This window comes from Aeromonas sp. WP2-W18-CRE-05 (assembly GCF_014168615.1).
Lineage (GTDB): Bacteria > Pseudomonadota > Gammaproteobacteria > Enterobacterales > Aeromonadaceae > Aeromonas > Aeromonas caviae.
Genome location: NZ_AP021917.1, coordinates 1366781 through 1387268, shown reverse-complemented (window position 1 = coordinate 1387268; position 20488 = coordinate 1366781). Strand labels below are relative to the sequence as shown.

19 protein-coding genes, 2 tRNA genes and 1 other annotated feature are annotated in these 20488 nt (G+C 62.6%); of the genes, 8 read left to right on the top strand and 13 right to left on the bottom strand.

The genetic code is table 11. The features are described from left to right. Positions 1-47: 47 nt before the first annotated feature. From H7R73_RS06760 to H7R73_RS06735, 6 genes are all read right to left on the bottom strand, one after another. Positions 48-314: a hypothetical protein gene (locus tag H7R73_RS06760; RefSeq protein ID WP_041214771.1), complete on the bottom strand. Its 267-nt coding sequence runs from the start codon at positions 312-314 to the stop codon at positions 48-50. Positions 315-810: 496 nt separating this feature from the next. Beyond that, positions 811-1233, bottom strand: a complete 423-nt coding sequence (locus tag H7R73_RS06755; protein WP_103260514.1) for a YybH family protein — start codon at positions 1231-1233, stop codon at positions 811-813. Positions 1234-1344: 111 nt separating this feature from the next. After that, positions 1345-2619: a threonine synthase gene (gene thrC / locus H7R73_RS06750; RefSeq protein WP_103260515.1), complete on the bottom strand. Its 1275-nt coding sequence runs from the start codon at positions 2617-2619 to the stop codon at positions 1345-1347. Beyond that, the gene (thrB, locus tag H7R73_RS06745; RefSeq protein ID WP_010673589.1) at positions 2616-3596 is read right to left on the bottom strand and encodes a homoserine kinase; all 981 of its coding nucleotides are present in this window, start codon (positions 3594-3596) and stop codon (positions 2616-2618) included. The genes thrC and thrB overlap by 4 nt, the downstream gene beginning before the upstream one ends. Positions 3597-3609: 13 nt before the next feature. Continuing rightward, positions 3610-6069, bottom strand: coding sequence for a bifunctional aspartate kinase/homoserine dehydrogenase I (thrA, locus tag H7R73_RS06740; protein WP_103260516.1), 2460 nt, complete (start codon positions 6067-6069; stop codon positions 3610-3612). Positions 6070-6126: 57 nt separating this feature from the next. Continuing rightward, positions 6127-6260, bottom strand: a sequence feature (Thr leader region). A gap of 69 nt (positions 6261-6329) precedes the next feature. Continuing rightward, the gene (locus tag H7R73_RS06735; protein WP_039039357.1) at positions 6330-7037 is read right to left on the bottom strand and encodes a tRNA/rRNA methyltransferase; all 708 of its coding nucleotides are present in this window, start codon (positions 7035-7037) and stop codon (positions 6330-6332) included. 195 nt (positions 7038-7232) lie between these two features. Here H7R73_RS06735 and aceK point away from each other — a divergent pair, with 195 nt between their 5' ends. Then, entirely contained in the window at positions 7233-8960 is a 1728-nt protein-coding gene (gene aceK / locus H7R73_RS06730; RefSeq protein WP_010673586.1) for a bifunctional isocitrate dehydrogenase kinase/phosphatase, read from the top strand. A 102-nt stretch (positions 8961-9062) separates the two neighbouring features. On the opposite strand, the gene H7R73_RS06725 is transcribed toward aceK, so the two are convergent. Next, positions 9063-9452, bottom strand: coding sequence for an META domain-containing protein (locus H7R73_RS06725; protein WP_039039356.1), 390 nt, complete (start codon positions 9450-9452; stop codon positions 9063-9065). A 166-nt stretch (positions 9453-9618) separates the two neighbouring features. On the opposite strand from H7R73_RS06725, the gene H7R73_RS06720 reads away from it, so the two are divergent. Next, on the top strand, positions 9619-10095 hold the full coding sequence (locus H7R73_RS06720) for a hypothetical protein (RefSeq protein ID WP_103260517.1): 477 nt from the start codon (positions 9619-9621) through the stop codon (positions 10093-10095). Between the two features lie 3 nt (positions 10096-10098). On the opposite strand, the gene H7R73_RS06715 is transcribed toward H7R73_RS06720, so the two are convergent. Together H7R73_RS06715 and H7R73_RS06710 are read right to left on the bottom strand one after the other, a co-directional pair. Further along, entirely contained in the window at positions 10099-10578 is a 480-nt protein-coding gene (locus H7R73_RS06715; RefSeq protein ID WP_103261167.1) for a putative 4-hydroxy-4-methyl-2-oxoglutarate aldolase, read from the bottom strand. Between the two features lie 107 nt (positions 10579-10685). Continuing rightward, on the bottom strand, positions 10686-11084 hold the full coding sequence (locus tag H7R73_RS06710) for a DUF3293 domain-containing protein (RefSeq protein WP_103260518.1): 399 nt from the start codon (positions 11082-11084) through the stop codon (positions 10686-10688). A gap of 385 nt (positions 11085-11469) precedes the next feature. Here H7R73_RS06710 and arcA point away from each other — a divergent pair, with 385 nt between their 5' ends. Beyond that, positions 11470-12189: a two-component system response regulator ArcA gene (arcA, locus tag H7R73_RS06705; RefSeq protein WP_010673581.1), complete on the top strand. Its 720-nt coding sequence runs from the start codon at positions 11470-11472 to the stop codon at positions 12187-12189. A 138-nt stretch (positions 12190-12327) separates the two neighbouring features. On the opposite strand, the gene H7R73_RS06700 is transcribed toward arcA, so the two are convergent. Together H7R73_RS06700 and H7R73_RS06695 are read right to left on the bottom strand one after the other, a co-directional pair. Further along, positions 12328-12402: transfer RNA gene (locus H7R73_RS06700), tRNA-Gly, on the bottom strand. Between the two features lie 94 nt (positions 12403-12496). Then, positions 12497-12570: transfer RNA gene (locus H7R73_RS06695), tRNA-Gly, on the bottom strand. A 201-nt stretch (positions 12571-12771) separates the two neighbouring features. Here H7R73_RS06695 and cydD point away from each other — a divergent pair. The 4 genes from cydD (at position 12772) to H7R73_RS06675 (ending at position 17159) form a co-directional block, all read left to right on the top strand. After that, positions 12772-14547, top strand: coding sequence for a heme ABC transporter permease/ATP-binding protein CydD (cydD, locus tag H7R73_RS06690; protein ID WP_042864200.1), 1776 nt, complete (start codon positions 12772-12774; stop codon positions 14545-14547). Then, entirely contained in the window at positions 14540-16285 is a 1746-nt protein-coding gene (gene cydC, locus H7R73_RS06685) for a heme ABC transporter ATP-binding protein/permease CydC (protein WP_103260588.1), read from the top strand. The genes cydD and cydC overlap by 8 nt, the downstream gene beginning before the upstream one ends. Positions 16286-16392: 107 nt before the next feature. Continuing rightward, positions 16393-16764 carry an Rcs stress response system protein RcsF gene (gene rcsF, locus H7R73_RS06680; protein WP_010673578.1) on the top strand — a complete coding sequence of 124 codons (372 nt, stop codon included), beginning with the start codon at positions 16393-16395 and terminating at the stop codon, positions 16762-16764. 8 nt (positions 16765-16772) lie between these two features. Next, positions 16773-17159, top strand: a complete 387-nt coding sequence (locus tag H7R73_RS06675) for a DUF488 domain-containing protein (RefSeq protein ID WP_103260589.1) — start codon at positions 16773-16775, stop codon at positions 17157-17159. A gap of 70 nt (positions 17160-17229) precedes the next feature. On the opposite strand, the gene H7R73_RS06670 is transcribed toward H7R73_RS06675, so the two are convergent. After that, positions 17230-18225: an NAD-dependent epimerase/dehydratase family protein gene (locus tag H7R73_RS06670; RefSeq protein ID WP_103260590.1), complete on the bottom strand. Its 996-nt coding sequence runs from the start codon at positions 18223-18225 to the stop codon at positions 17230-17232. Positions 18226-18541: 316 nt separating this feature from the next. On the opposite strand from H7R73_RS06670, the gene tsaA reads away from it, so the two are divergent. Next, entirely contained in the window at positions 18542-19246 is a 705-nt protein-coding gene (gene tsaA / locus H7R73_RS06665; RefSeq protein ID WP_041214760.1) for a tRNA (N6-threonylcarbamoyladenosine(37)-N6)-methyltransferase TrmO, read from the top strand. 70 nt (positions 19247-19316) lie between these two features. Here the strand turns inward: tsaA and H7R73_RS06660 are convergent, their stop codons facing one another. Next, on the bottom strand, positions 19317-20438 hold the full coding sequence (locus tag H7R73_RS06660; protein WP_039039348.1) for a beta-ketoacyl-ACP synthase III: 1122 nt from the start codon (positions 20436-20438) through the stop codon (positions 19317-19319). Positions 20439-20488: the final 50 nt, after the last annotated feature.

The window sequence follows — 20488 nt, the reverse complement described above, 5'->3', positions numbered from 1 at the left end:
CTCCCGGGATGGTTTTTTATTGGATGGCTAGCAAGGCGAGGGCCCTCTTACCACCGTCCCTGGGGTGGCTGCTGGTTGCGCGACTCCACCATGGCAATGAGTATGGCCATCAGGCTCGATATCAGCATCAGCCCAATGGCGATGGGAAACGTCACCAGGATGTAAGAGAAACGCCCGATCTCTGCCGCCGGAGAGTCCGAAAGCATGATCATTGGCAGGGGGAATACCAATAACAGGGCCAGGTAAAACATGATCCTGGCGATCATCAGGGGGGTTTTGAGGGACTGGGTCACTATTTTTCGGTACGGCCACATGATGGTTTGCTCCCTGCACTGTGGTGTTGTTGTTGTCGATAAGCCGCGCCGTCGAGGCATCTGCGGCCCTGCTCGTCCATGAAGGGTGTCAAGCAGTCCCCTGATTAGCAGCCACGGCAGACCGGGTCAACGGGCCACGGGGGGCCGGAAATGACCCACAGACAGGGTTGTGCTGCCAGGGGGCGAGCATAACAACGAGAGTGCAAATCAAATGTGCAAAAACGTCGCAGCAATCACTGTCGGCGCACTTTCTGCCAGCAGGTTGTGAGGCACAACCAAAACGGGGAGTTGCGCCGTGGGCTGCGCTGTGATCCCCCTCCCAGGCAGAGCGGTGCCCTGCGTGCGGCTCGGGTTCTCCGGCCTGGATGGCTTGGCTCTTGCTACTCAATCTGGCTACTCAATCTGACTAACCGGTCTGGCTGCACGGCCTTGATGGTGAGCCTTGATTACGCACGCTATACACGCACTCTGGCTACGCCGAGCCAGTGTGACTGCGCTAGTCGGTTGCAGGCCGATCGCCGGGCTGCTGCGCCCCCAGCAGCGTGGTGCCGTAGGAGTTGTCCACCGTGCAGCGCCACTGCCCGCCGGGCTCTTTGCGAAACACATAGGTAGCGCGCCGGGTTTCAGCAATCCACCCCTCTCCGCCCGGATATCGCAGCCGGGTCTCCATGATCACCAGGGCATTGTCTGCCCCCTCGATCACCTCCATGGCCCCCTGGGTCACCTCAAGCTGACCGTCAAAGTAATCGGAGATGGCAGTGAAGGCGCGGCGGATGGCGGGAATGCCGCGCACCACCATGCCGGGTTTGACCACCAGGGCGGCGTCTTCGGCGTAGAAGGCCATCAGGGCGTCGAAGTCGCGCCGGGAGATGGCGGCGTCACAGGTCTCGATCAGGGTGCGAAGGGGATGCGGGCTCATGCCGTGCTCCTTGTTTCAGGGGGATCTGGGCGGGCTACCCGCCCAATACCGGACATAAAAAATCCCCCGCTTTCGTGAAAAAGCGGGGGATCGTCAGCGTCTCATGACGGCTTAACCGAGCAGGAAGGCCTTGAGGCGGCCAAAGTCAGCGGGCAGATCGTGGGACAGGAGCGGCAGCGCGGCGTGCTTGGCGAGCGGGCCCGGCAGCGGTACATCCAGATTCAGGATCTCGTCCACCGACTCTTTGAACTTGGCCGGATGGGCGGTGCAGAGGAAGACCCCGACCTCGTCTTGCCCAAGCTGCTCGTTCAGCAGATCCCAGGCAATCGCCCCGTGGGGCTCGCACAGGTAATCCAGCTGATGCAGGCGCTGCAACGCATCCCGGGTCTGGGCATCATCACGCATCCCTGAGCCCAAGGTTTCCAGCGCCCAGCCCTTGCGACGGCACAGCTCTTCCACCCGCGGCCAGTTGTTGGGGCGGCTCACGTCCATGGCGTTCGACAGGGTCGCGACCGTCTGGTGCGGCTCCCACTGGCCGGTTTTCAGGTAGCGCGGCACGGTGTCGTTGGCGTTGGTGGCGGCGATAAAGCGCTTCACCGGCAGCCCCAGCGCCTTGGCGATGAGACCCGCAGTGAGGTTGCCGAAGTTGCCGGACGGCACGCTGATGACCGCCTTGGCGCGATCGGCTTTCGGCAACTGGGCCACGGCTTCGAAGTAGTAGCAAACCTGGGCCAGCAGGCGGCTGATGTTGATGGAGTTGGCGGAGTTGAGGCCGATGGCGGTCTTGAGCCCTTCATCGTCGAAGGCATCCTTGACCAGCGCCTGACAGGCATCGAAGTCACCGTCGATGGCGAGGGTGCGGATATTGCCGCCTAAGGTGCAGAAGAGCGCCTCCTGCAAGGGGCTTATCTTGCCCTTGGGGTAGAGGATCACCACTTCAATCCCCTCCAGGCCGAAGAAGGCGTGGGCCACGGCAGCGCCGGTGTCGCCGGAGGTGGCGGTGAGAATGGTGATCTTGTCATTGGTTCTGAACGCAGCCAGACACTGGGCCATGAAGCGGCCGCCGAAATCCTTGAACGCCAGGGTCGGGCCGTGGAACAGCTCCAGGGCATAGGTGCCATCTTTGAGCTTCACCAGGGGCGCCGGGAAGGTGAAAGCAGCGTCGATAAGCTCGCTCACCTTGGCAGCCGGTACTTCGTCACCCAGCAGGTGGCTCAGGATGCGGGCCGAGCGCTCGGCCAGCGGCAGATCCAGCAGGGCATCCACGTCGGCCAGCGGCTCCAGGGTCTCTGGGAAGAACAGCCCCTGCTCGCGGCCCAGCCCCTGACGCACCGCCTGCGCGAAGCTCACCTGTTCACTCTTGTCCTTGATGTTGTAAAGATTCATAGCTCGCTTCCTGTTACCCGTGCCCCGGCCATGTCCAGTTTGCAGACCCGGGCAAATCCATCTTCATTGCGCACGAAGTGCGCTTCCATCCACTCTTTCATGCGTTCGGCCTGGGCCAGATCCTTCATCACCACGAACACGGTGGGACCGGACCCCGAGATGCCGGTGGCCAGCGCCCCGTTCTGGGCCCCCTGGGCCCGCACCTCGTTGAAGCCTTCAATCAGGGCCGCGCGATAAGGCTCGGCGATGACGTCTTTCAGGACGCTGGCGGCCAGCCCTTCCTGGCGGCTGTAGCTGGCATGCACGAAGGCGGCCAGCCGGCGGCCATAGGTGAGGCAGTCCTGGCGGCGATACTGGGCCGGCAGGATGGCACGGGCGGCGGCGGTGGAGACCACGGTGCCCGGGTAGCAGACCACCCAGTACCACTCGTCAAACACCGGGATGCCCTGGCTGATGACGCCTCCCTCCTCCAGCACCAGCTGCATGCCGCCCAGATAACAGGGCGCCACGTTGTCGTAATGGACGGAGCCGGAGATCTTCCCTTCCATCTCCCCCATCAACAGCAGCAGGTCGTGTTCATTCAGGGGCGCACCGTGGAAGGCGTTCAGCCCTTCCAGCGCCGCCACCACGCTGCAGGCGCTCGATCCCAGACCCGAGCCTACCGGCAGGTTCTTCTCCAGTACCATTTCCAGCGGCTTGAGACCCAGGCCGCGCTTCTCCAGCGCCTCGCCATAGGCGACCCAGCAGTCGTGGAGGATGTTCTTTTTCGGGTCGTCCGGCAACTTGTGGGCGTAACGGCCCACGGAAGAGAGAGCGAAAGGCACCTCTGCCGATTTGACCTGGACGCGGTCACCCAGCAGGGAGCCATCCACGGGGGCGAGCGCCGCCCCCAGGACGTCAAAGCCCACACTCAGGTTGGCGCTGGAGGCCGGGGCATAGGCCACCACGCTACCGCCGATTTCTACATTCGGGTTCATCTCTGAACTCATGTTACAGCTCCTGCTTCCAGTTCTGGGTGCGCAGCACGTCGGCGAAGACACCGGCGGCGGTCACTTCGGTACCTGCGCCATAGCCGCGCAGTACCAGGGGGATGGGCTGGTAATAGGTGGAGAAGAAGGCGAGCGCGTTCTCCCCGTCTTTTACCTTGAACAGGGGCTCGTCACCACCCACCGCCTTGATGGCCACCTTGCACTTGCCACCCTCGATGGAGCCGACGTAACGCAGCACCTTGCCTTCACGCTGGGCCGCCGCGAACTGGTCGCGGAACCAGCCGTCGGCCTCGGGCAGGCGGGCCATGAAGGCCTCCACGTCGCCGCTCACGTCAAAGCCCGGCGGCAGTGCCTGCTCCACCTCCACATCGGAGAGCTCCAGCGCCATGCCGGCCTCGCGGGCCAGAATGAGCAGCTTGCGAGCCACGTCCATGCCGTTCAGGTCATCGCGGGGATCCGGCTCGGTGAAGCCGTTGCAGCGGGCGATCTGGGTAGCCTCAGAGAAGGCCATCCCCTCGTCCAGCTTGCCGAAGATGAAGGAGAGCGACCCGGACAGGATGCCGTCGAAGGCGCGCAGCTTGTCACCGGCCTTGATGAGGTTTTGCAGGTTCTCGATGACCGGCAGGCCCGCGCCCACGTTGGTCTCGTACAGGAACTTGCGACGGGTCTGGCGGGCGGTGCGGCGCAGCGCCTTGTAGTAATCCAGCGACCCGGTGTTGGCCTTCTTGTTCGGGGTGACCACGTGGAAACCGGCCCCGAGGAAATCGGCGTACTGGACGGCCACGGCTTCGCTCGAGGTGCAGTCGACGATCACCGGGTTGATGAGGTGGCTCTCTTCCACCAGCTTCTTCACCGCCTCCAGGCTGAAACTGCCTTGTGCTTCCACCAGCTGTTCACGCCAGTTGGCGAGGGCCAGACCATCCTTGTTGACCGCCATCTGGCGGCTGTTGGCGATGCCCACTACACGCAGGCCGGTGCCCTGCTCGGCCAGTACCGGCTGCTGGCGGGCAATCTGATCCACCAGGGCCGCACCGACGCCACCCACCCCGACCACGAAGAGATCGATGAACTGCTGGCTGCCAAAGAAGTTCTGGTGGCACGCCTTGATGGCTTCCGCCACCTTGCCGGAGCGCACGACCGCGGAGATGGAGCGCTCGCTCGACCCTTGCGCGATGGCGACGATGTTGATGGAGGCCTGGGCCAGGGAGGTGAAGAAGCGCGCCGCCATCCCCTTGGAGGTACGCATGCCATCGCCGATGAGGGAGATGATGGCCAGATCGGTCATGATCTCGAGCGGGTCCAGCAACTGGTTTTTGAACTCCAGCTCGAACTCGCGCTCCAGCACCTTGCGGGTCTTGTCGCTGTCGTAGCTGTGGATACAGAAGCTGACGCTGTACTCGGAGGACGACTGGGTGATCAGCACGATGCTGACCCCGGCGCGGGAGACGGCGGAGAAGATGCGACCGGCCATGCCCACCATGCCCTTCATGCCGGGACCGGAGACGTTGAACATGCACATGCCGGAGAGATCCGAGATGGCCTTCACCTTCAGATCGTCATCCCCCTGATCGACCCCGATGAGGGTACCCGGACCCTGAGGGTTGAAGCTGTTCTTGATGAGGCAGGGGATGTGGAACTGGGCCACGGGGGCGATGGTCTTCGGGTGCAGCACCTTGGCACCGAAGTAGGAGAGTTCCATCGCCTCTTTATAGGAGAGGGTTTTGAGCAGGTAAGCGTCCGGCACCAGGCGCGGGTCGCAGTTGTAGCAGCCCTCGACGTCGGTCCAGATCTCGCAGCACTCGGCATCGACGCAGGCGGCCAGCACGGCGGCGGAATAGTCGGAGCCGTTGCGGCCCAGCAGCACGGTTTCACCCTTGTCGCTGCCACCGGTGAAGCCCGGCATCAGGTAGAGACAGTCGGAACGCAGGCCCTTGGCGGCGAAGCGCAGGCGGGAGGCTTCGATGTCGACGTGCGCCTCCAGGTAGCCGCCGTCGGTCACCAGCAGCTGCTCCGGTACTATGATGTCCAGCTCAAGGCTGCGCACCCGCAGCAGTTCGTGCATGAAGGCGATGGAGAGGTTCTCGCCCCGGCTCAGGATACGGGCCTGGACGTTGTCCGGGCACAGCCCCAGCAGGCGAATGCCCTGCATCAGCCGCTCCACCTGATCCAGCTCGGCGGTGAGACGGGCCTGCAGCGCCTTGTCATCCAGCGCGGGATAGGCGGCTTTGAGCCCCGCCAGCAGGCGGGAGAAGATGCCGTTGATCTCGAACAGGGTACTGCTTGCATCCATGCCGCGACTGGTCTGCTCCACCAGGGCGACCAGGTGATTGGTCACCTTGGCCGGTGCCGACAGCACCAGGGCCACCTGGGATTGGCCGTGGGTATTCACCGCGATATCGGCAACCCGCAAGAAACGCTCTGCGTCGGCCAGTGACGACCCGCCAAATTTCAACACTCTCATCGCTATCTCCCTGTATTCCCTGCAAATTGATCTGCTAATAGGTCTAAAAACAATCCAACAAAAAAGGCCCGTACTGGGTGGGTACGGGCCTTTTTCTGATTTCTGTGCTTGTTCGTCAGCGCATCAACCGGCCCCAGTGCCACCTGTGGTGGTACCGGTAATAATGGTGGTGGTGATGATGTTGGTGAATAGCTGCATGACGAACACTCTTGAACGAATCTGGTTGTTAGCAATACCGCGCCCGGCGAGGGGCTGTCAACCTAAACCTCCTTGCCAAACTTGCGGGCAAGGTCTTTGCAGAGCAGATGGAGCATATTGAGATCCCGCTGCGGCAGCATGGGCACTCGGTCCATCACCCATTGATGTAGTTTTTCATCCTGCGAAACTCCGAGTTCACCAAGCAATTCTGCTGTTTTTGATTTCAGCACGCGAACCTGCCCGGCACTCTCGAAATTTTCTGCTACGTCCTGCTCGTCGCTCACTTTCTGGTCATCGAGCAGCGGACTCAGCTCATAGGCATACAGCATGATCGCCTGACCCAGGTTCAGGGACGGGTATGAGACCTTGAGAGGCAGGTAGCTGATGAGATCCACCTGGGCGAGCTGTTCGTTGGAGAGTCCGGACTCCTCGCAGCCAAACACGATGGCCACCTTCTCGAGGGAGGGCTTGGCCCGGATCTGGTCGCGAATGTCCGCCGGGGTGAGGTAGTGCTGGTAGCGGCCGCGCTGCCGGGCGGTGGTGGCGACCACCAGATCCATGTCCGCCAGGGCCTCTTCCAGGGTGTCGAAGGCTTGCGCATCCGTCAGGATCTCCTGCGCCCCGTGGGCAACCCAGCTCGCCTCCTCCTCTTCGTGCACCCGGCTCCCCACCAGTCGCATGGCATCGAAGCCCATGGTCTTCATGGCGCGGGCAGCAGCCCCCACGTTGGCGGCACGGGCGGGCGACACCAGCACAAAATAGAGTTTCATCGGGTTCTCTCCAGGATGGGGCCGACGCCGCGAACTGCGGCGAACCGTCGGCAAAACAGGGGCGCAATCTACCGTTTATCCCGAAATATTGCCACTTGAACAGATGTTTGGATGTTGCCATAGTGGCCTTGGACGCGAGTCCGCCGCCTCAGGGCACTGACGCCATGGGCCCGACAGTTCACAAGGAAGAGAGAGATGCAGCAGCCATTGGAGCAGGCGGTCGCCGAGACGATCCTGCAACGTTTTGAGTCGTTTTACAGCCGCTTTCTCGAGATAACCCAGGGCAGCAAGAGCCGTTTCGAGAACAGCGACTGGCTGGGGGTGCAGCTCGCCGGTCGAGAGCGCATCCGCCTCTATGATCACCATGTCGGCGCCACCACGGCTCAGATCAAACAGATGATGGGGGAGCAGCTGCCGACCCAGGCCCTGCTCAAGCAGGTGAAAGGCGCCTTCAGCGATCTCCTGCCCCGCTGCGAGAACTTCGAGGTGGCGGAGTCTTTCTTCAATTCCGTCTATCGCCGCATCTTCCGCCATCGCAACATCCGCGACGAGAACCTTTATATCCACCCCTTCGTGAGCCGGGGCGACAAGCCTGACCTGGGATCCTTGCTGCGTATCTATCGCACCGATCTCTCCCACCTGCCCCAGACCCTGAGCCAGCTGCTCGGGGATTACAGCTTCACCCTCCCTTTCGAAGACAAGCAGCGGGACATCATGGACATCCACCGCCATCTGGCAGAGAGCGGCCCGGCCATCCTGCACGAGGAGCCCTTCGCCATCGAGCTGCTCAGGGAGGTGTTCTATCGCAACAAGGGAGCCTATCTGGTGGGGCTCATCCGGGTGAAGGGAGAAGTCTATCCCTTCATCCTGCCCTTGCTCAGCACCGGTCAGAGCATCTATGTGGACACCGTCATCTTCGAGCCGGAGCTTGCTTCCATCGTGTTCGGCTTCGCCCGCGCCTACTTCATGGTCTATGCCCCGGTACCGGCGCTCTTTGTGGCCTTCCTTCGCCAGATCATGCCCCGCAAGCCGGACTATGAAATCTACAACGCCATCGGCTGCCAGAAACACGGCAAGACCGAGCTCTATCGCCACTACCAGCAGCACTTGGCCCAGAGCCGGGAGCAGTTCGTCATTGCGCCCGGCATCAAGGGGATGGTGATGAGCGTGTTCACCCTCCCCTCCTACGATGTGGTGTTCAAGGTGATAAAAGACGAGTTCACCCCGCCCAAGGAGGTGAGCCACGAGCAGGTGAAGGAGAAATACCGGCTGGTAAAACAGCACGATAGAGTGGGCCGCATGGCAGATACCCAGGAGTTCACCAACTTCGAATTTCCCCTCGATCGCATCTCGCCGGAGCTGTTGACCGAGCTCAAGGCGGTGGCGCCTTCTGCGCTTACCCTCACCGCCGACAAGCTGGTGATCAAACACCTCTACACCGAGCGCAAGATGATCCCCCTGAACCTCTATCTGGATCAGGCGGACGAACAGCAGACCCGCCTCGCCCTGGAGGAGTACGGCAACGCCATCCGCCAGCTCGCGGCGGCCAACATCTTCCCCGGCGACATGCTGTTCAAGAACTTCGGGGTGACTCGCCACGGCCGGGTGGTCTTCTATGACTACGACGAGATCTGCTACATGACGGAGTGCAACTTCCGCCAGATCCCGCCGCCGCGCTACCCGGAGGACGAGTGGAGCGCCGAACCCTGGTATTCGGTGGCACCCAACGACATCTTCCCGGAGGAGTTCGCCACCTTCCTGCTGCAAAAACCCCAGGTGCGGGAGATCATGATGCAGTTGCACAAGGAGCTCTTCGATGCCAACTACTGGAAGATGCTGCAGAGCAACATCAAGGAGGGGATGTTCGAGGATGTCTATCCCTACCGGCGCAAGAAGCGGTTTCGCTTCCAGCGAGGGGGATGACCCGACATCAGGCACAAAAAGGGACGCCATGGCGTCCCTTTTCACATTCTTATGCACGCTGGCGCAGGGGTCGCCTGCGACAGCCTTTGACGAGATTCCGGCTTATTTCACGGCGTCAAAGGTCAGCAAGGTGGCCTTGTCGGCATCCTTGAGTACCAGCTGTTTGCCGCTGATCTGGAAGCTCGCCACCTTCTCCAGGGTCTGCAGGTAGTTCATCTCCTTGCCGGCCAGATCCCCCGCACACATCATGCGCGTCGAACCCATGGCGCCCAGCGTCAACACGCCGTCACCCTGCTCTGTGATGCCGCCAAAGTAGCGGTTGCAGCCGCCCTTGCCCGCCACCTTGTCACCGGCGACCTGCAGGGTGAAGGTATCACCGCTCGCCCCTTGCAGTTGCCAGGTCGATGCCTGCAATTGTGCCAGCGTAGAGCCCGTAGTCATGGCGCAGCCTCCCAGGGCCAGAGCGGCCAGCAGGATCAGTTTGTTGTTCATCAGTTCACCTCGTGATGGAGCGTGTCGTAACGACACGGAGTGAGGGGCCTGTGTACCATGACTGCGGCGTCAATCAAAACTCTTTTATTGTGATCGGGGTTCCCTTTACTCCCCGCTGGCATGTGCCATGCTTGTAGTCCTGTTCGGACCCAGGGAGGGGAAACGAATGGTCAAGTCTCTCGTCATCGCCATGGCATCCAGCCTCGTCTTTTCGGCTCAGGCCGCCGACTGGAGTTTTCTCCAGACCGAATCGGACAACCCGCTCTACGTCAAAAGCTATTCCGGCATACTGCTCGGCAACCAGAGCCATCTTGGCGACAACTTCGACCTCTGGCTCATCAATACCGGCTACCAATACCCGCTTCAGGATGACATCAGCCTCTACATGGAGGCCGGCCCCGCCATCGGCCCCCAGAGCGGGCAGGCCGGCTTCAATATCAGCTCTGGGGTGCGCTATCGCCTCTCCCCGTCACTCAACATCGGCAGCCAGCTCAAGCAACTGGAGGTGAGCAAGGCCAGCACCCTGGTTGAGCTCAACAGCAGCCTGCTGGTGACACCCTCCCTGGCCATCACCGCCAATTACGGACTCAGTGCCTTCAGCACGGAACACTTTCTCACTCTGGGCGTGGGCTTCAACTTCTGAGGTTCAGAGGAGCCTGGCGCCGCTCACCAGCACACCGTTGAGGTCGGCGTAGACATAGTCGCCGGGCGCTATGGTCACTCCGGCAAAAGAGACCACGGTATCCAGCGTGCCCAGGCCCCGTTTTTCGGTCTTGACCGGGCAGGGGGCCAGGGCCTTGACACCCAGCGCCAGGGTCGCCAGCGTCCCCACATCCCGCACGGCACCATTGATGAGGATCCCCTCCCACCCCTGCTCCACCGCCTTGATGGCCAGCTGATCCCCGAGCAGCGCCCGACGCAGGGAGCCGCCCCCGTCGATCACCATCACCTTGCCATGGCCGGGACGGTTGACCAGCTCACGCACCAGGCTGTTGTCTTCAAAGCAGGAGAGGGTCACGGCCTCGCCGTAAAACAGCGTCTTGCCGCCATAGTCCTGAAACAGGGGGTCAGCGATCCTAAGGGCATCGCCATGTTCATCGCAAAGGTCGGGCAGCAGGTCCAGCATGATCATCATCCTTCCATGGAGTGAAATGTGTCCGCTCATTCTTTCATCATGTCGGGGCGCTGACAATCCACCGGCCGGGTGCCCTGTCCGGATGGCGGGGGGTCATGTCAGCCCAAAGGCCTGAACCGCCAGCGGGACGCAAGCGCCCCCAGATGACAGGGCGGCCCTTCCAGCAACACGGGCACCAGCCAGAGCTCTCCTTCACGCACCCAATAGAGGGCATTCTGGCCAAATCGGGCGGCCAGCCGGATCGCTTCTGGCAGCGAAAGCGGCAACAATAGCGACGCCTCCTGCCAGCGCTCATCCTCATCGCTCCCCCAGACCTCTCCCATGACGGGACACTCGCCCACTTGCCGGACAAGGGCTCGCTGGCGACGGGCATTGCGGCGCAGCCCCACCCACCGGCTGGCCGGGTTCCAGGCCGTGACAATGGCATAGGCTGGGCAGCTGGGAGGCGCAAAGGGGGCGATGAAGCACACTTTTCTGTAGTTTTCCCACAAAGTCATGTCAACCACATGTTACATCCCATTACATTTATTAAGGGCGAAAAAGCGGGTCAGCCCAAGTATGATGCAGCGAACTCGGGGATTGACTTATATCAAAGCTGAGTTAAAAAGTTGCTATCTGACGGCAAAGAGTGTTGTTATGCGCCTGTTAACTGATAAAATGCAGCAACTTTTGTAATGGACTACCTCTCCGGGCTTCTCTTGTTCAGACTTGTTGAGAGCCCATGTACGGCACAGGGATGCTTGCCGACATAGTTACCAAATTCGCGATGATTCGACCTGATATTCATACCCAGGATGACGTAATAAATTTTCAGGACCGGTCGGATAACGCCAAAGAGTGTTAAAATTTCGATAATTAACTGATAAGAATCTGGGAATACTCATGCAAACACCACATATTCTGATCGTCGAAGACGAGCTGGTCACCCGCAACACCCTCAAGAGCATCTTCGAAGCCGAAGGCTACATCGTGCTGGAAGCCAACAACGGTGACGAGATGCACCAGGCCCTGACCAGCCACACCATCAACCTGGTGATCATGGACATCAACCTGCCGGGCAAGAACGGCCTGCTGCTGGCGCGCGAGCTGCGTGAAGATGACAACATCGCCCTGATGTTCCTGACCGGTCGCGACAACGAAGTGGACAAGATCCTGGGGCTGGAGATCGGTGCAGATGACTACATCACCAAGCCGTTCAATCCCCGTGAACTGACCATCCGTGCCCGCAACCTGCTGAGCCGCACCATGAACGTGGCCGCCGGTGGCGAAGAGAAGAAGCTGGTGGAACGTTATCTGTTCAATGGCTGGGCCCTGGACATCAACAGCCGCGCCCTGGTCAGCCCGGCTGGCGACATGTTCAAGCTGCCCCGCTCCGAGTTCCGCGCCATGCTGCATTTCTGCGAGAACCCGGGCCAGATCCAGACCCGTGCCGAGCTGCTCAAGAAGATGACGGGCCGCGAACTCAAGCCCCACGACCGCACCGTGGACGTGACCATCCGCCGTATTCGCAAGCACTTCGAGAGCGTGGGCGACACCCCGGAGATCATCGCCACCATCCATGGCGAAGGCTATCGCTTCTGCGGCGAGCTGGAGCAGGAGTAATCTTCCCCACTCCCGAGTTGAAAAGGCGCCCTTTGGCGCCTTTTCCATGTCTGCAAGGCCGCCCCCCAGGCAACTTGCCCCCTCGAAAAATGCACAACAAAAAGCCCACTCGCAGGAGTGGGCTTTTTGTGTGAAGACTGGAGCGGGCAGCGGGAATCGAACCCGCATCATCAGCTTGGAAGGCTGAGGTAATAGCCATTATACGATGCCCGCTAGGCATCAAAACGTACTTGGTGTGATGGGGAATCCCCACGACAGACAGCCATCTGGCTGATATGGACAACGGCGCGTGCCGCTATCTGGAATGTGGAGCGGGTGATGGGAATCGAACCCACGTATGCAGCTTGGGAAGCTACCGTTCTACCATTGAACTACACCCGCGTCAGTGGCCTCTACTATATGCATTTTGCCGCCGAGCGCAATCACCGACCTCGCATTTTTTGCCATAAATCAAGCTGTTCGGCCAACTAATGAGCATGAAGCCGATTTTTCACACAATGATGTTCATCCGCCCGGTTCTGCAAGGTTGCCAAGCCGTGGGGGCGACGATAGTCTTGCGCCACTCGTTTGAGGAGGGTGGTAATGGACAAGAACAGACAGAAACATCTCTATGGCTGGTTGCGCAAACAATCGGGCCATGGTCGGCGCTGGATCGGCATCTCCATCGCCTTCGGGCTGGGTCAGGGCGTCCTGATGGTGATGCAGGCCTGGTTGCTGGCGACCCTGCTGCACGGTTTCATCATCGAAGGCTCCACGCCGGAGCACTCCGCCCCCCTCTTCATCAGTCTGTTGCTGGTGACCCTGACCAAGGCGGCCCTGGCCTATGGCCGCGAGGTGGCGAGTTTCAAGGCGGGCAGTGCGGTGCGCCAGGCCATCCGCGAGCTGGTGCTCACCCGCCTCGCCAGGCTCGGCCCTGCCTATATCCAGCGTCGCCCCGCCGGTAGCTGGGCCAGCCTGCTGCTCGAGCAGATCGAAGAGATGCAGGACTTCTTCTCCCGTTATCTGCCCCAGATGGCCATCGCCGTCTTTATTCCCCTGGTGATCCTGGTCTCCGTGTTCCCGGTCAACTGGGCGGCGGGCCTCATTCTGCTCGGCACGGCCCCCCTCATTCCCCTCTTCATGATCCTGGTAGGGGTGGGCGCCGCCGATGCCAACCGCCGCAACTTCCAGTCGCTGGCACGCCTCTCAGGTCACTTCCTCGATCGCCTGAAGGGGCTGCGCACCCTGCAGCTTTTCATGCGCACCCGGGCGGAAGGGGAGGCAATCCGCGATGCATCGGAAGATTTTCGCGAGCGCACCATGGAGGTGCTGCGCCTCGCCTTCCTGAGCACGGCCGTGCTGGAGTTCTTCGCCGCCATCGCGGTGGCCCTGGTGGCCGTCTACTTCGGTTTCTCCTACATCGATCACCTCAACTTTGGCAGCTATGGCGTCAAGGTCACCCTCTTTACCGGCCTGTTCGTGCTCTTCCTCGCCCCCGAGTTCTACGCGCCGCTGCGGGAACTCGGTGCCCACTATCACGCCAAGGCACAGGCCATTGGCGCCGCCGAACAACTGCTGGAATTTCTCGAAGCCGACGTGAGCGAACCCGCCTCCGGGACGCTCCCCTTCCATGCGGATGGCCCCGTCAAGGTAGAAGCCCGCAGCCTGGAAGTGCTGAGCGCCGAAGGCAAGGTGCTGGTCGGTCCCCTCGATTTCACGCTGGAAGCCGGCACGCGCACCGCCCTGGTCGGCATCAGCGGCGCGGGCAAGAGCTCCCTGGTCAATGCCCTGCTCGGTTTTGCCCCCTATCGCGGTTCCCTGTGCGTCAACGGAGTGGAGCTTCGTACCCTGGACATCAGCCAGTGGCGCCAGCAGCTAGGCTGGCTCTCCCAGAATCCCCAACTCTTCCACAGCTCCCTGCGGGACAACCTGCTGCTGGCCAGACCATCCGCCAGCGACGCCGAACTGGAAGCCGCGCTCAAGCGCGCCCAGGCCTGGGAGTTCGTCAATGAGAAAGGGCTGGACTATCGGGTCGGGGATCAGGCGGGCGGCCTCTCCGTCGGCCAGGCCCAGCGCATCGCCCTTGCCCGCACCCTGCTCAAGACGACCCAGATGATGGTGCTGGATGAACCCACTGCCAGCCTGGATCGCCATTCTGAGCGGGCCGTCATGAGCGCCCTCGAACAGGCCGCACAAGGTCAGACCCTGCTGATGATCACCCACCGCCTCGATCAGCTCAGCCAGATGGACAACATCCTGGTGCTGGCGCACGGCAAGCTGGTGGAGCAGGGACGTTTTGCCGCACTCGGCGAGGCCCAGGGCCCCTTCGCCCGCCTCCTGTCGCAATCCCAAGGTTTCGGAGACTCTCTCGATGACTGATCTATTGCCGTTCCTGCGCCTTTATCGCCAGCACTGGCTCAGCCTCTCCATCGGCCTCCTGCTGGCCCTGGTCACCCTGGTGGCCGGCATGGGCCTGCTCTCCCTCTCCGGCTGGTTCCTCTCCGCCGCCGCCGTCGCCGGGCTGGCGGTCGCCACCCGAGACACCTTCAACTACATGACCCCTGCGGGGGGCGTGCGTTTCTTCTCCATCGTGCGCACCGCCAGTCGCTGGGGCGAGCGGGTCGTGAGCCACGACGCCACCTTCCGGGTGCTGACCCGGCTGCGGGTCTGGTTCTGGCAAAAGCTCTCCCCTCTCTCCCCCGGCTCCCTTGCCGGTTTTCGCCAGGCTGACCTGCTCAACCGTCTGGTGGCCGACATCGACGCCATGGATCACGTCTATCTGCGCCTCATCACCCCCATTGGGGCGGCACTGCTGAGCTGCGCCGGGCTGGTATTCTTCCTCTCCTTCTTCGATGGTCGCCTGGCGCTGACGCTGGGAGCCATTCTGCTCTTTGGCATGCTGGCTTTGCCCCTGGTCTTCTATTTTGCCGGGCGCGCGCCGGGCCGCCAGCTCATCGCCGAGAAGTCCAACCTGCGTACCCGCATGGTGGACTATCTGGATGGCCAGGCCGAACTGCAGATGTTCGCCGCCGCTCCCGAGGCGCTCACCGGATTGCAGCAGGCGGAGCAGGCCCTGATCCGGGCCCAGGCCCGCATGGCCCGCGTCAGCGGCCTGGCCGCCTTCTCGGTGCAGTTGCTGAGCGGCTGGACTCTGACCCTGATGCTCTGGCTGGCTGGTCACGGCGTCGGTGGCAGTGCCCCTGACCCCATCACCGCACTCATGGTGTTCGCTACCCTGGCGAGCTTCGAGGCGCTGCTGCCGCTGGCCGGTGCCTTCCAGCACCTCTCCACCAGCCTCACCTCCGCCCGCCGTCTCAACGAGATCCTGCAAGAGGCCAAGGCGCCGGAGTGGGGAGCACAGCAAGCCCCCGCTGCCCGGGGTGCCGTACAGATAAGCGGCCTGCATTTCACCTATCCAGGCCAGGATGCTCCCGTGCTGCAAGGGTGCACCCTGCAACTGCATGCCGGGGAGAAGCTGGCGCTGCTGGGGCAGACCGGCTGTGGCAAGTCCACCCTGATGGGGTTGCTGACCCGGGAGTGGACGGCCCTATCGGGGGAGATCCTGCTCGATGGCAAGCCCCTCACCGATTACAGCGAAGAGGCGCTGCGCGCCTCCTGCTCCGTGGTGAGCCAGCGGGTCCACCTGTTTGCCGATACCCTGCGTGGCAACCTCACCCTGGCCGCCCCCGGAGCCAGCGACGAACGGCTCATCGAGGTGCTCACCCAAGTGGGGCTCAGGACTCTGCTCCACGATGAGGGTGAGCAGGCAGAACAGGGGCTGGATGCCTGGCTCGGGGATGGCGGGCGTCCGCTCTCCGGCGGGGAGCGCCGCCGCATCGGCATCGCCCGCGCCCTGCTCCACGATGCACCGCTCTGGCTGCTGGACGAGCCCACCGAAGGGCTCGATACCCAGACCGAACGGGAGATCATGGATCTGCTGCTGACCCTGGGGGCGGATCGCACCCTGCTGCTCATCTCCCACCGCCTGCTGGGGCTGGAACGGATGGACAGGGTAGCCCTGATGGAAGAGGGTCGCATCCGTCTGTGTGCCCCCCACCAGGAGCTGCTGGAAGATGATCACTACCGCAGCCTGCACCGACGACTGGCCCCCGCTTGATCCGGGGTCGTCTCGCTACAATCCATTGATATGGCTAAAAATGGGGCTGGTCGCCATCGGCGACTGCCCCCTATAATGGCCCACTCGCCACCCAACAAGATGCCGATATGAAACGCCTGATCCTGATGATGCCCCTGATTGCCTCCGGTTGCGCCGACTTCGCCTTCAACAGCAATCTGGACAAGGAAAACTTCGACGAGTACTTCAAGCCGGGGAGCGTGCGGATCTACGAGCAGAGCGAGCTCGCCGACCTCAACTACCTCTATCTCGGCACCGTCGAGGGGGAATCCTGCCAGAGCGATGCCAATCAGGCGGTGCCCAATGCCGGTGAAGCCCGCACCCTGGCCCGCCGCCGCGTGGCGGACATGGGGGGCAACGGCGTCAGCTTCGACAAGTGCGCCGAGTTCAGCGACGTGCCCGGCTGCCTGAAACAGGTGATCTGCTACGGGCAGGCGCTGAAAGTGGCCGAAGAGAAGTAAGTCCTGCCATGGCGATCGCCATCGTGCGACTCGGCAGCCCCCGCCTCGAGGATGAGGGGCTTCGCATCGGTACCGTGCGTCGCCCCCCTCGCGGCGTGCCCAAAGCGGCGTTCGCCAGCCAGGATTGGTACGACGTCTGGTTCCCCAATCTGGCCCCCAGCGCCGAGACCATGAAACTCGGTCAGACTGCCGACACCCCGGCCCGGTGGACCGCCTTCTGCAAGCAGTACAAGGCCGAGATGGCCGCCCCGGCCGCGAGGCACGATCTGGCCCTGCTGGCTGCCCTCTCCCACACCACCCATTTCTCGGTGGGGTGCTACTGCGAACAGGAGTCCCGCTGCCATCGCAGTGTGCTGAGGACCCTGCTGGCCGACGCGGGGGCATTGCTGCACTGAGCCCCGTCATGGATGAACACCCCACATGAGAAGAGGGCACCCCGGGGTGCCCTCTTCTTTATGATGTCGGCTAATGCGCATTCGATGACAGGGGAAGCGCCCCCCGTCGTCGCAGGGCCTGTTCCTCATCAGGGGTCATGCCTGGCAGCGGCCCCCGGGGGTTGCTGGCAAGCCATACCACCAGATCGTCAACCGTCTCCTCCAGAGGGCGAAAGTTCAGGCCATGGACGATGGCGGCCTCGGCGCTGATGGTGCCATACCCAGCATACTCGGGCAGCTCGTTTGGCAGCAGTGTGGGATAGCTTTGCCAGGGCGCCACCCCTACCGCCATCAGGTCACGCCAGGGAGCCCACTCGAGCTGCAAGGGGGTCACTGGCGTCAGCCGGGCAGTGAGGCGTTCCACCCAGTCGTTCAGTGCGATGCCGGGCTTGATCAGGTTGAAGCACCCAGCGAGTCGCTGCTCGGCAGCCCGCAGCACGAACTCGGCGCAGTCGCGCACATCCAGGTATTGCAGCCTGTCCTCCCCCAGCCCCGGCAAGAGCCAGGGCCCGCCCCGCTGCACCCGCCTCACCCACCAGGCAAGACGAGCGGTCGGGTCAAAGGGGCCGCAGAGCACGCCGGGGCGCAGGGTGCACAGGCGATCTCCCCAGCGGGCGCGATACACCGACTCGCACAGCACCTTGAGGGGGCCGTAGTCGGTGGGCGCTCCTGCTATCTCGTGCAAGGGGGCCGACTCATCCATGCCGGGTTGGGAAAAATCGCGATAGACACTGATGGTGGAAATGAAGATGAGCCGATCACAGCGCCCCAGCAGGGCGTCAGAGAGTCCTTCGGCCTGTTCGGGGCGATAGCAGCAGGTGTCGATGACCAGATCCCAGTGCCGCCCCTCGCCCCGCAAGGGGGCCAGGTCCCCGTCTCTGTCCCCGTGAAGCTGGGTCAGCTCCCGCCAATCCGGGTGCTGGCGGTGACCACGATTGAACAGCGTTACCTCGTGCCCCCAATCCAGTGCCAGCGTGGTCAGGTGGCGACCCAGAAAGCCGGTGCCGCCGATAATCAACAATTTCATCCCTGTCTCTCCTCTATGGCGCCCTCTCCTTGCAGCCCCTCCACGGGCAGCCGAAACGGCCATGGCCTGGCATGGTGAGCACACGTCCCAGGCACGCCCTGATGCCGCCAGGCATATCGTCATGGTGCGGGCAGCAGGCTCCTTGCCCGCTCCCCCGCCACCCCTTTTGCCGCCCCACCCTACGCAAGTTGGCACCAGGACACAGCCCCCGGGCACCGGGTCTGGGATCGGGATCACAGGGGCCGCGTCCTGGTGCTCCCCCTGCGTTTTCGGCGTGCCTGTGCTACATTGCCCGGGTTTTCAGCCAGGATCCGCCATGAAGTTCGATATAGATACCCTAGGGATCATCCGCTCTCCCTACAAGGAGAAGTTCGCCATACCCCGCCAGCCCGGTCTGGTCAGCGCGGCTCGCGCCCGCCTCGAACTGCTTCCTCCCTATGATCAGCCCGATGTGCTGCGCGGCATCGAGCAATTCTCCCATCTCTGGATCAGCTTCGTGTTTCACCAGACCATGGATCAGGGCTGGCACCCGACGGTGCGCCCGCCGCGCCTCGGCGGCAACGAGCGGGTCGGGGTCTTTGCCACCCGCTCCACCTTCCGCCCCAACCCCCTCGGCCTCTCCGTGGTCGAACTGCACGGGGTGGGACGTGAGCGCGGCAAGCTCTGGCTCGAGCTGGGCGCCGTGGACTTGCTCGACGGCACCCCCGTTGTCGACATCAAGCCCTATGTCCCCTATGCCGACAGCCTGCCCCACGCCCGTGGCGGTTTCGCCCCCGATGCCCCTACCCCGCCGCTGGCGGTGAGCTTCAGCGCACAGGCCGAGCAACAGCTCGCCCCCTGGCTCAAGGCCCACCCGGAGCTGCGTGAACTGGTGAGGGAGGTGCTGGCTCAGGATCCCCGCCCTGCTTACAAGAAGGGCAAGCCGGATGACAAGGTGTACGGCGTCAGATTGTTCGATGTGAACGTGCGATTTCAGATAAAAGAACCGCAATGTCAGGTACTGGCCATCGAACCCGCTTGAAAAAAGCCTCTCTGGCAGCATGAAAAAAGCCACCCTCCCGGGTGGCTTTTTTATGGGCAAAACAGGGTGCTCAGCGCCGCTGCAGCAGCAGGCTGCCGATGGAGTAACCGGCCCCAAAGGAGCAGAGCACCCCGCGAGCCCCGCTCGGCAGATCCTGGTTGAAGAGGTGGAAGGCGATGATGGAACCCGCCGAGCTGGTGTTGCCGTAGCGGTCGAGGATGACAGGCGCCTCCTGCTGGCTGGCGTCATGGCCCAGCAACTTTCGGCCGATGAACTGGTTCATGGTAAGGTTGGCCTGATGAAGCCAGAGCCGGCTCAAGCCATCGGCCGCCCATCCCTGCTCCGCCAGCTGGGAGGCTATCTGATCGCACACCAGGGGCAGCACCTCCTTGAACACCTTGCGCCCCTGCTGGCGGAACAGCTTGTCGTCGCCGTAGCGGGTGCGCGGGCTGAGCCGGTTCAGGAAGCCGAAGTTGTTGCGGATGTTGTTGGAGTACTGGGTCACCAGCTTGCTGGCCACCAGTTGCCAGGGGTTGGCCACCTGGCAATCGGCCTCCCGTTCCAGCAGCACGGCGGTACAGGCGTCGCCGAAGATGAAGTGACTGTCCCGATCGCGGAAGTTGAGGTGACCCGAGCAGATCTCCGGATTGACCACCAGCGCCAGCCGGGCGGTACCTGCCGCCAGCATGTCTGCGGCGGTCTTGATCCCGAAGGTGGCGGAAGAGCAGGCCACGTTCATGTCGAATGCCAGGCCGCTCGCGCCGAGATAGTGCTGCAATTCGATGGCCAGCGCCGGGTAGGGGCGCGGCATGTTGGAGGCAGCGACGATGACAAGATCGATCTCCCCCGGTTCACGACCGGCGGCAATCAGCGCCTGCTCGGCGGCCGCCACCGCCATCTCCACCATGATGGAAGGCTGATCGTCCGGGCGCTCCGCCATGAGCGGTTGCATGATGTCGGGATCCAGCACCCCCTCGCTGCTCACCAGATAGCGGCTCTTGATGCCGGAGGCCTTCTCGATGAACTCGCAGCTCGAGTGCTGTTTGGCAGGCAGCTGCCCTGCATCGATGGCGGAGGCGTTCTCCTCGTTGTAGAGATCCACGTACTGGTTGAAGGCCGCCACCAGCGCTTCATTGCTGACGGCAAAGGGAGGGGTATAGAGGCCTGAGCCACTGATTACGATAGAGGTCATCTTTGCTCCTGGCCGGGTGCAATCCCGGCTTGTCTGTTTTTTAGGGTTCA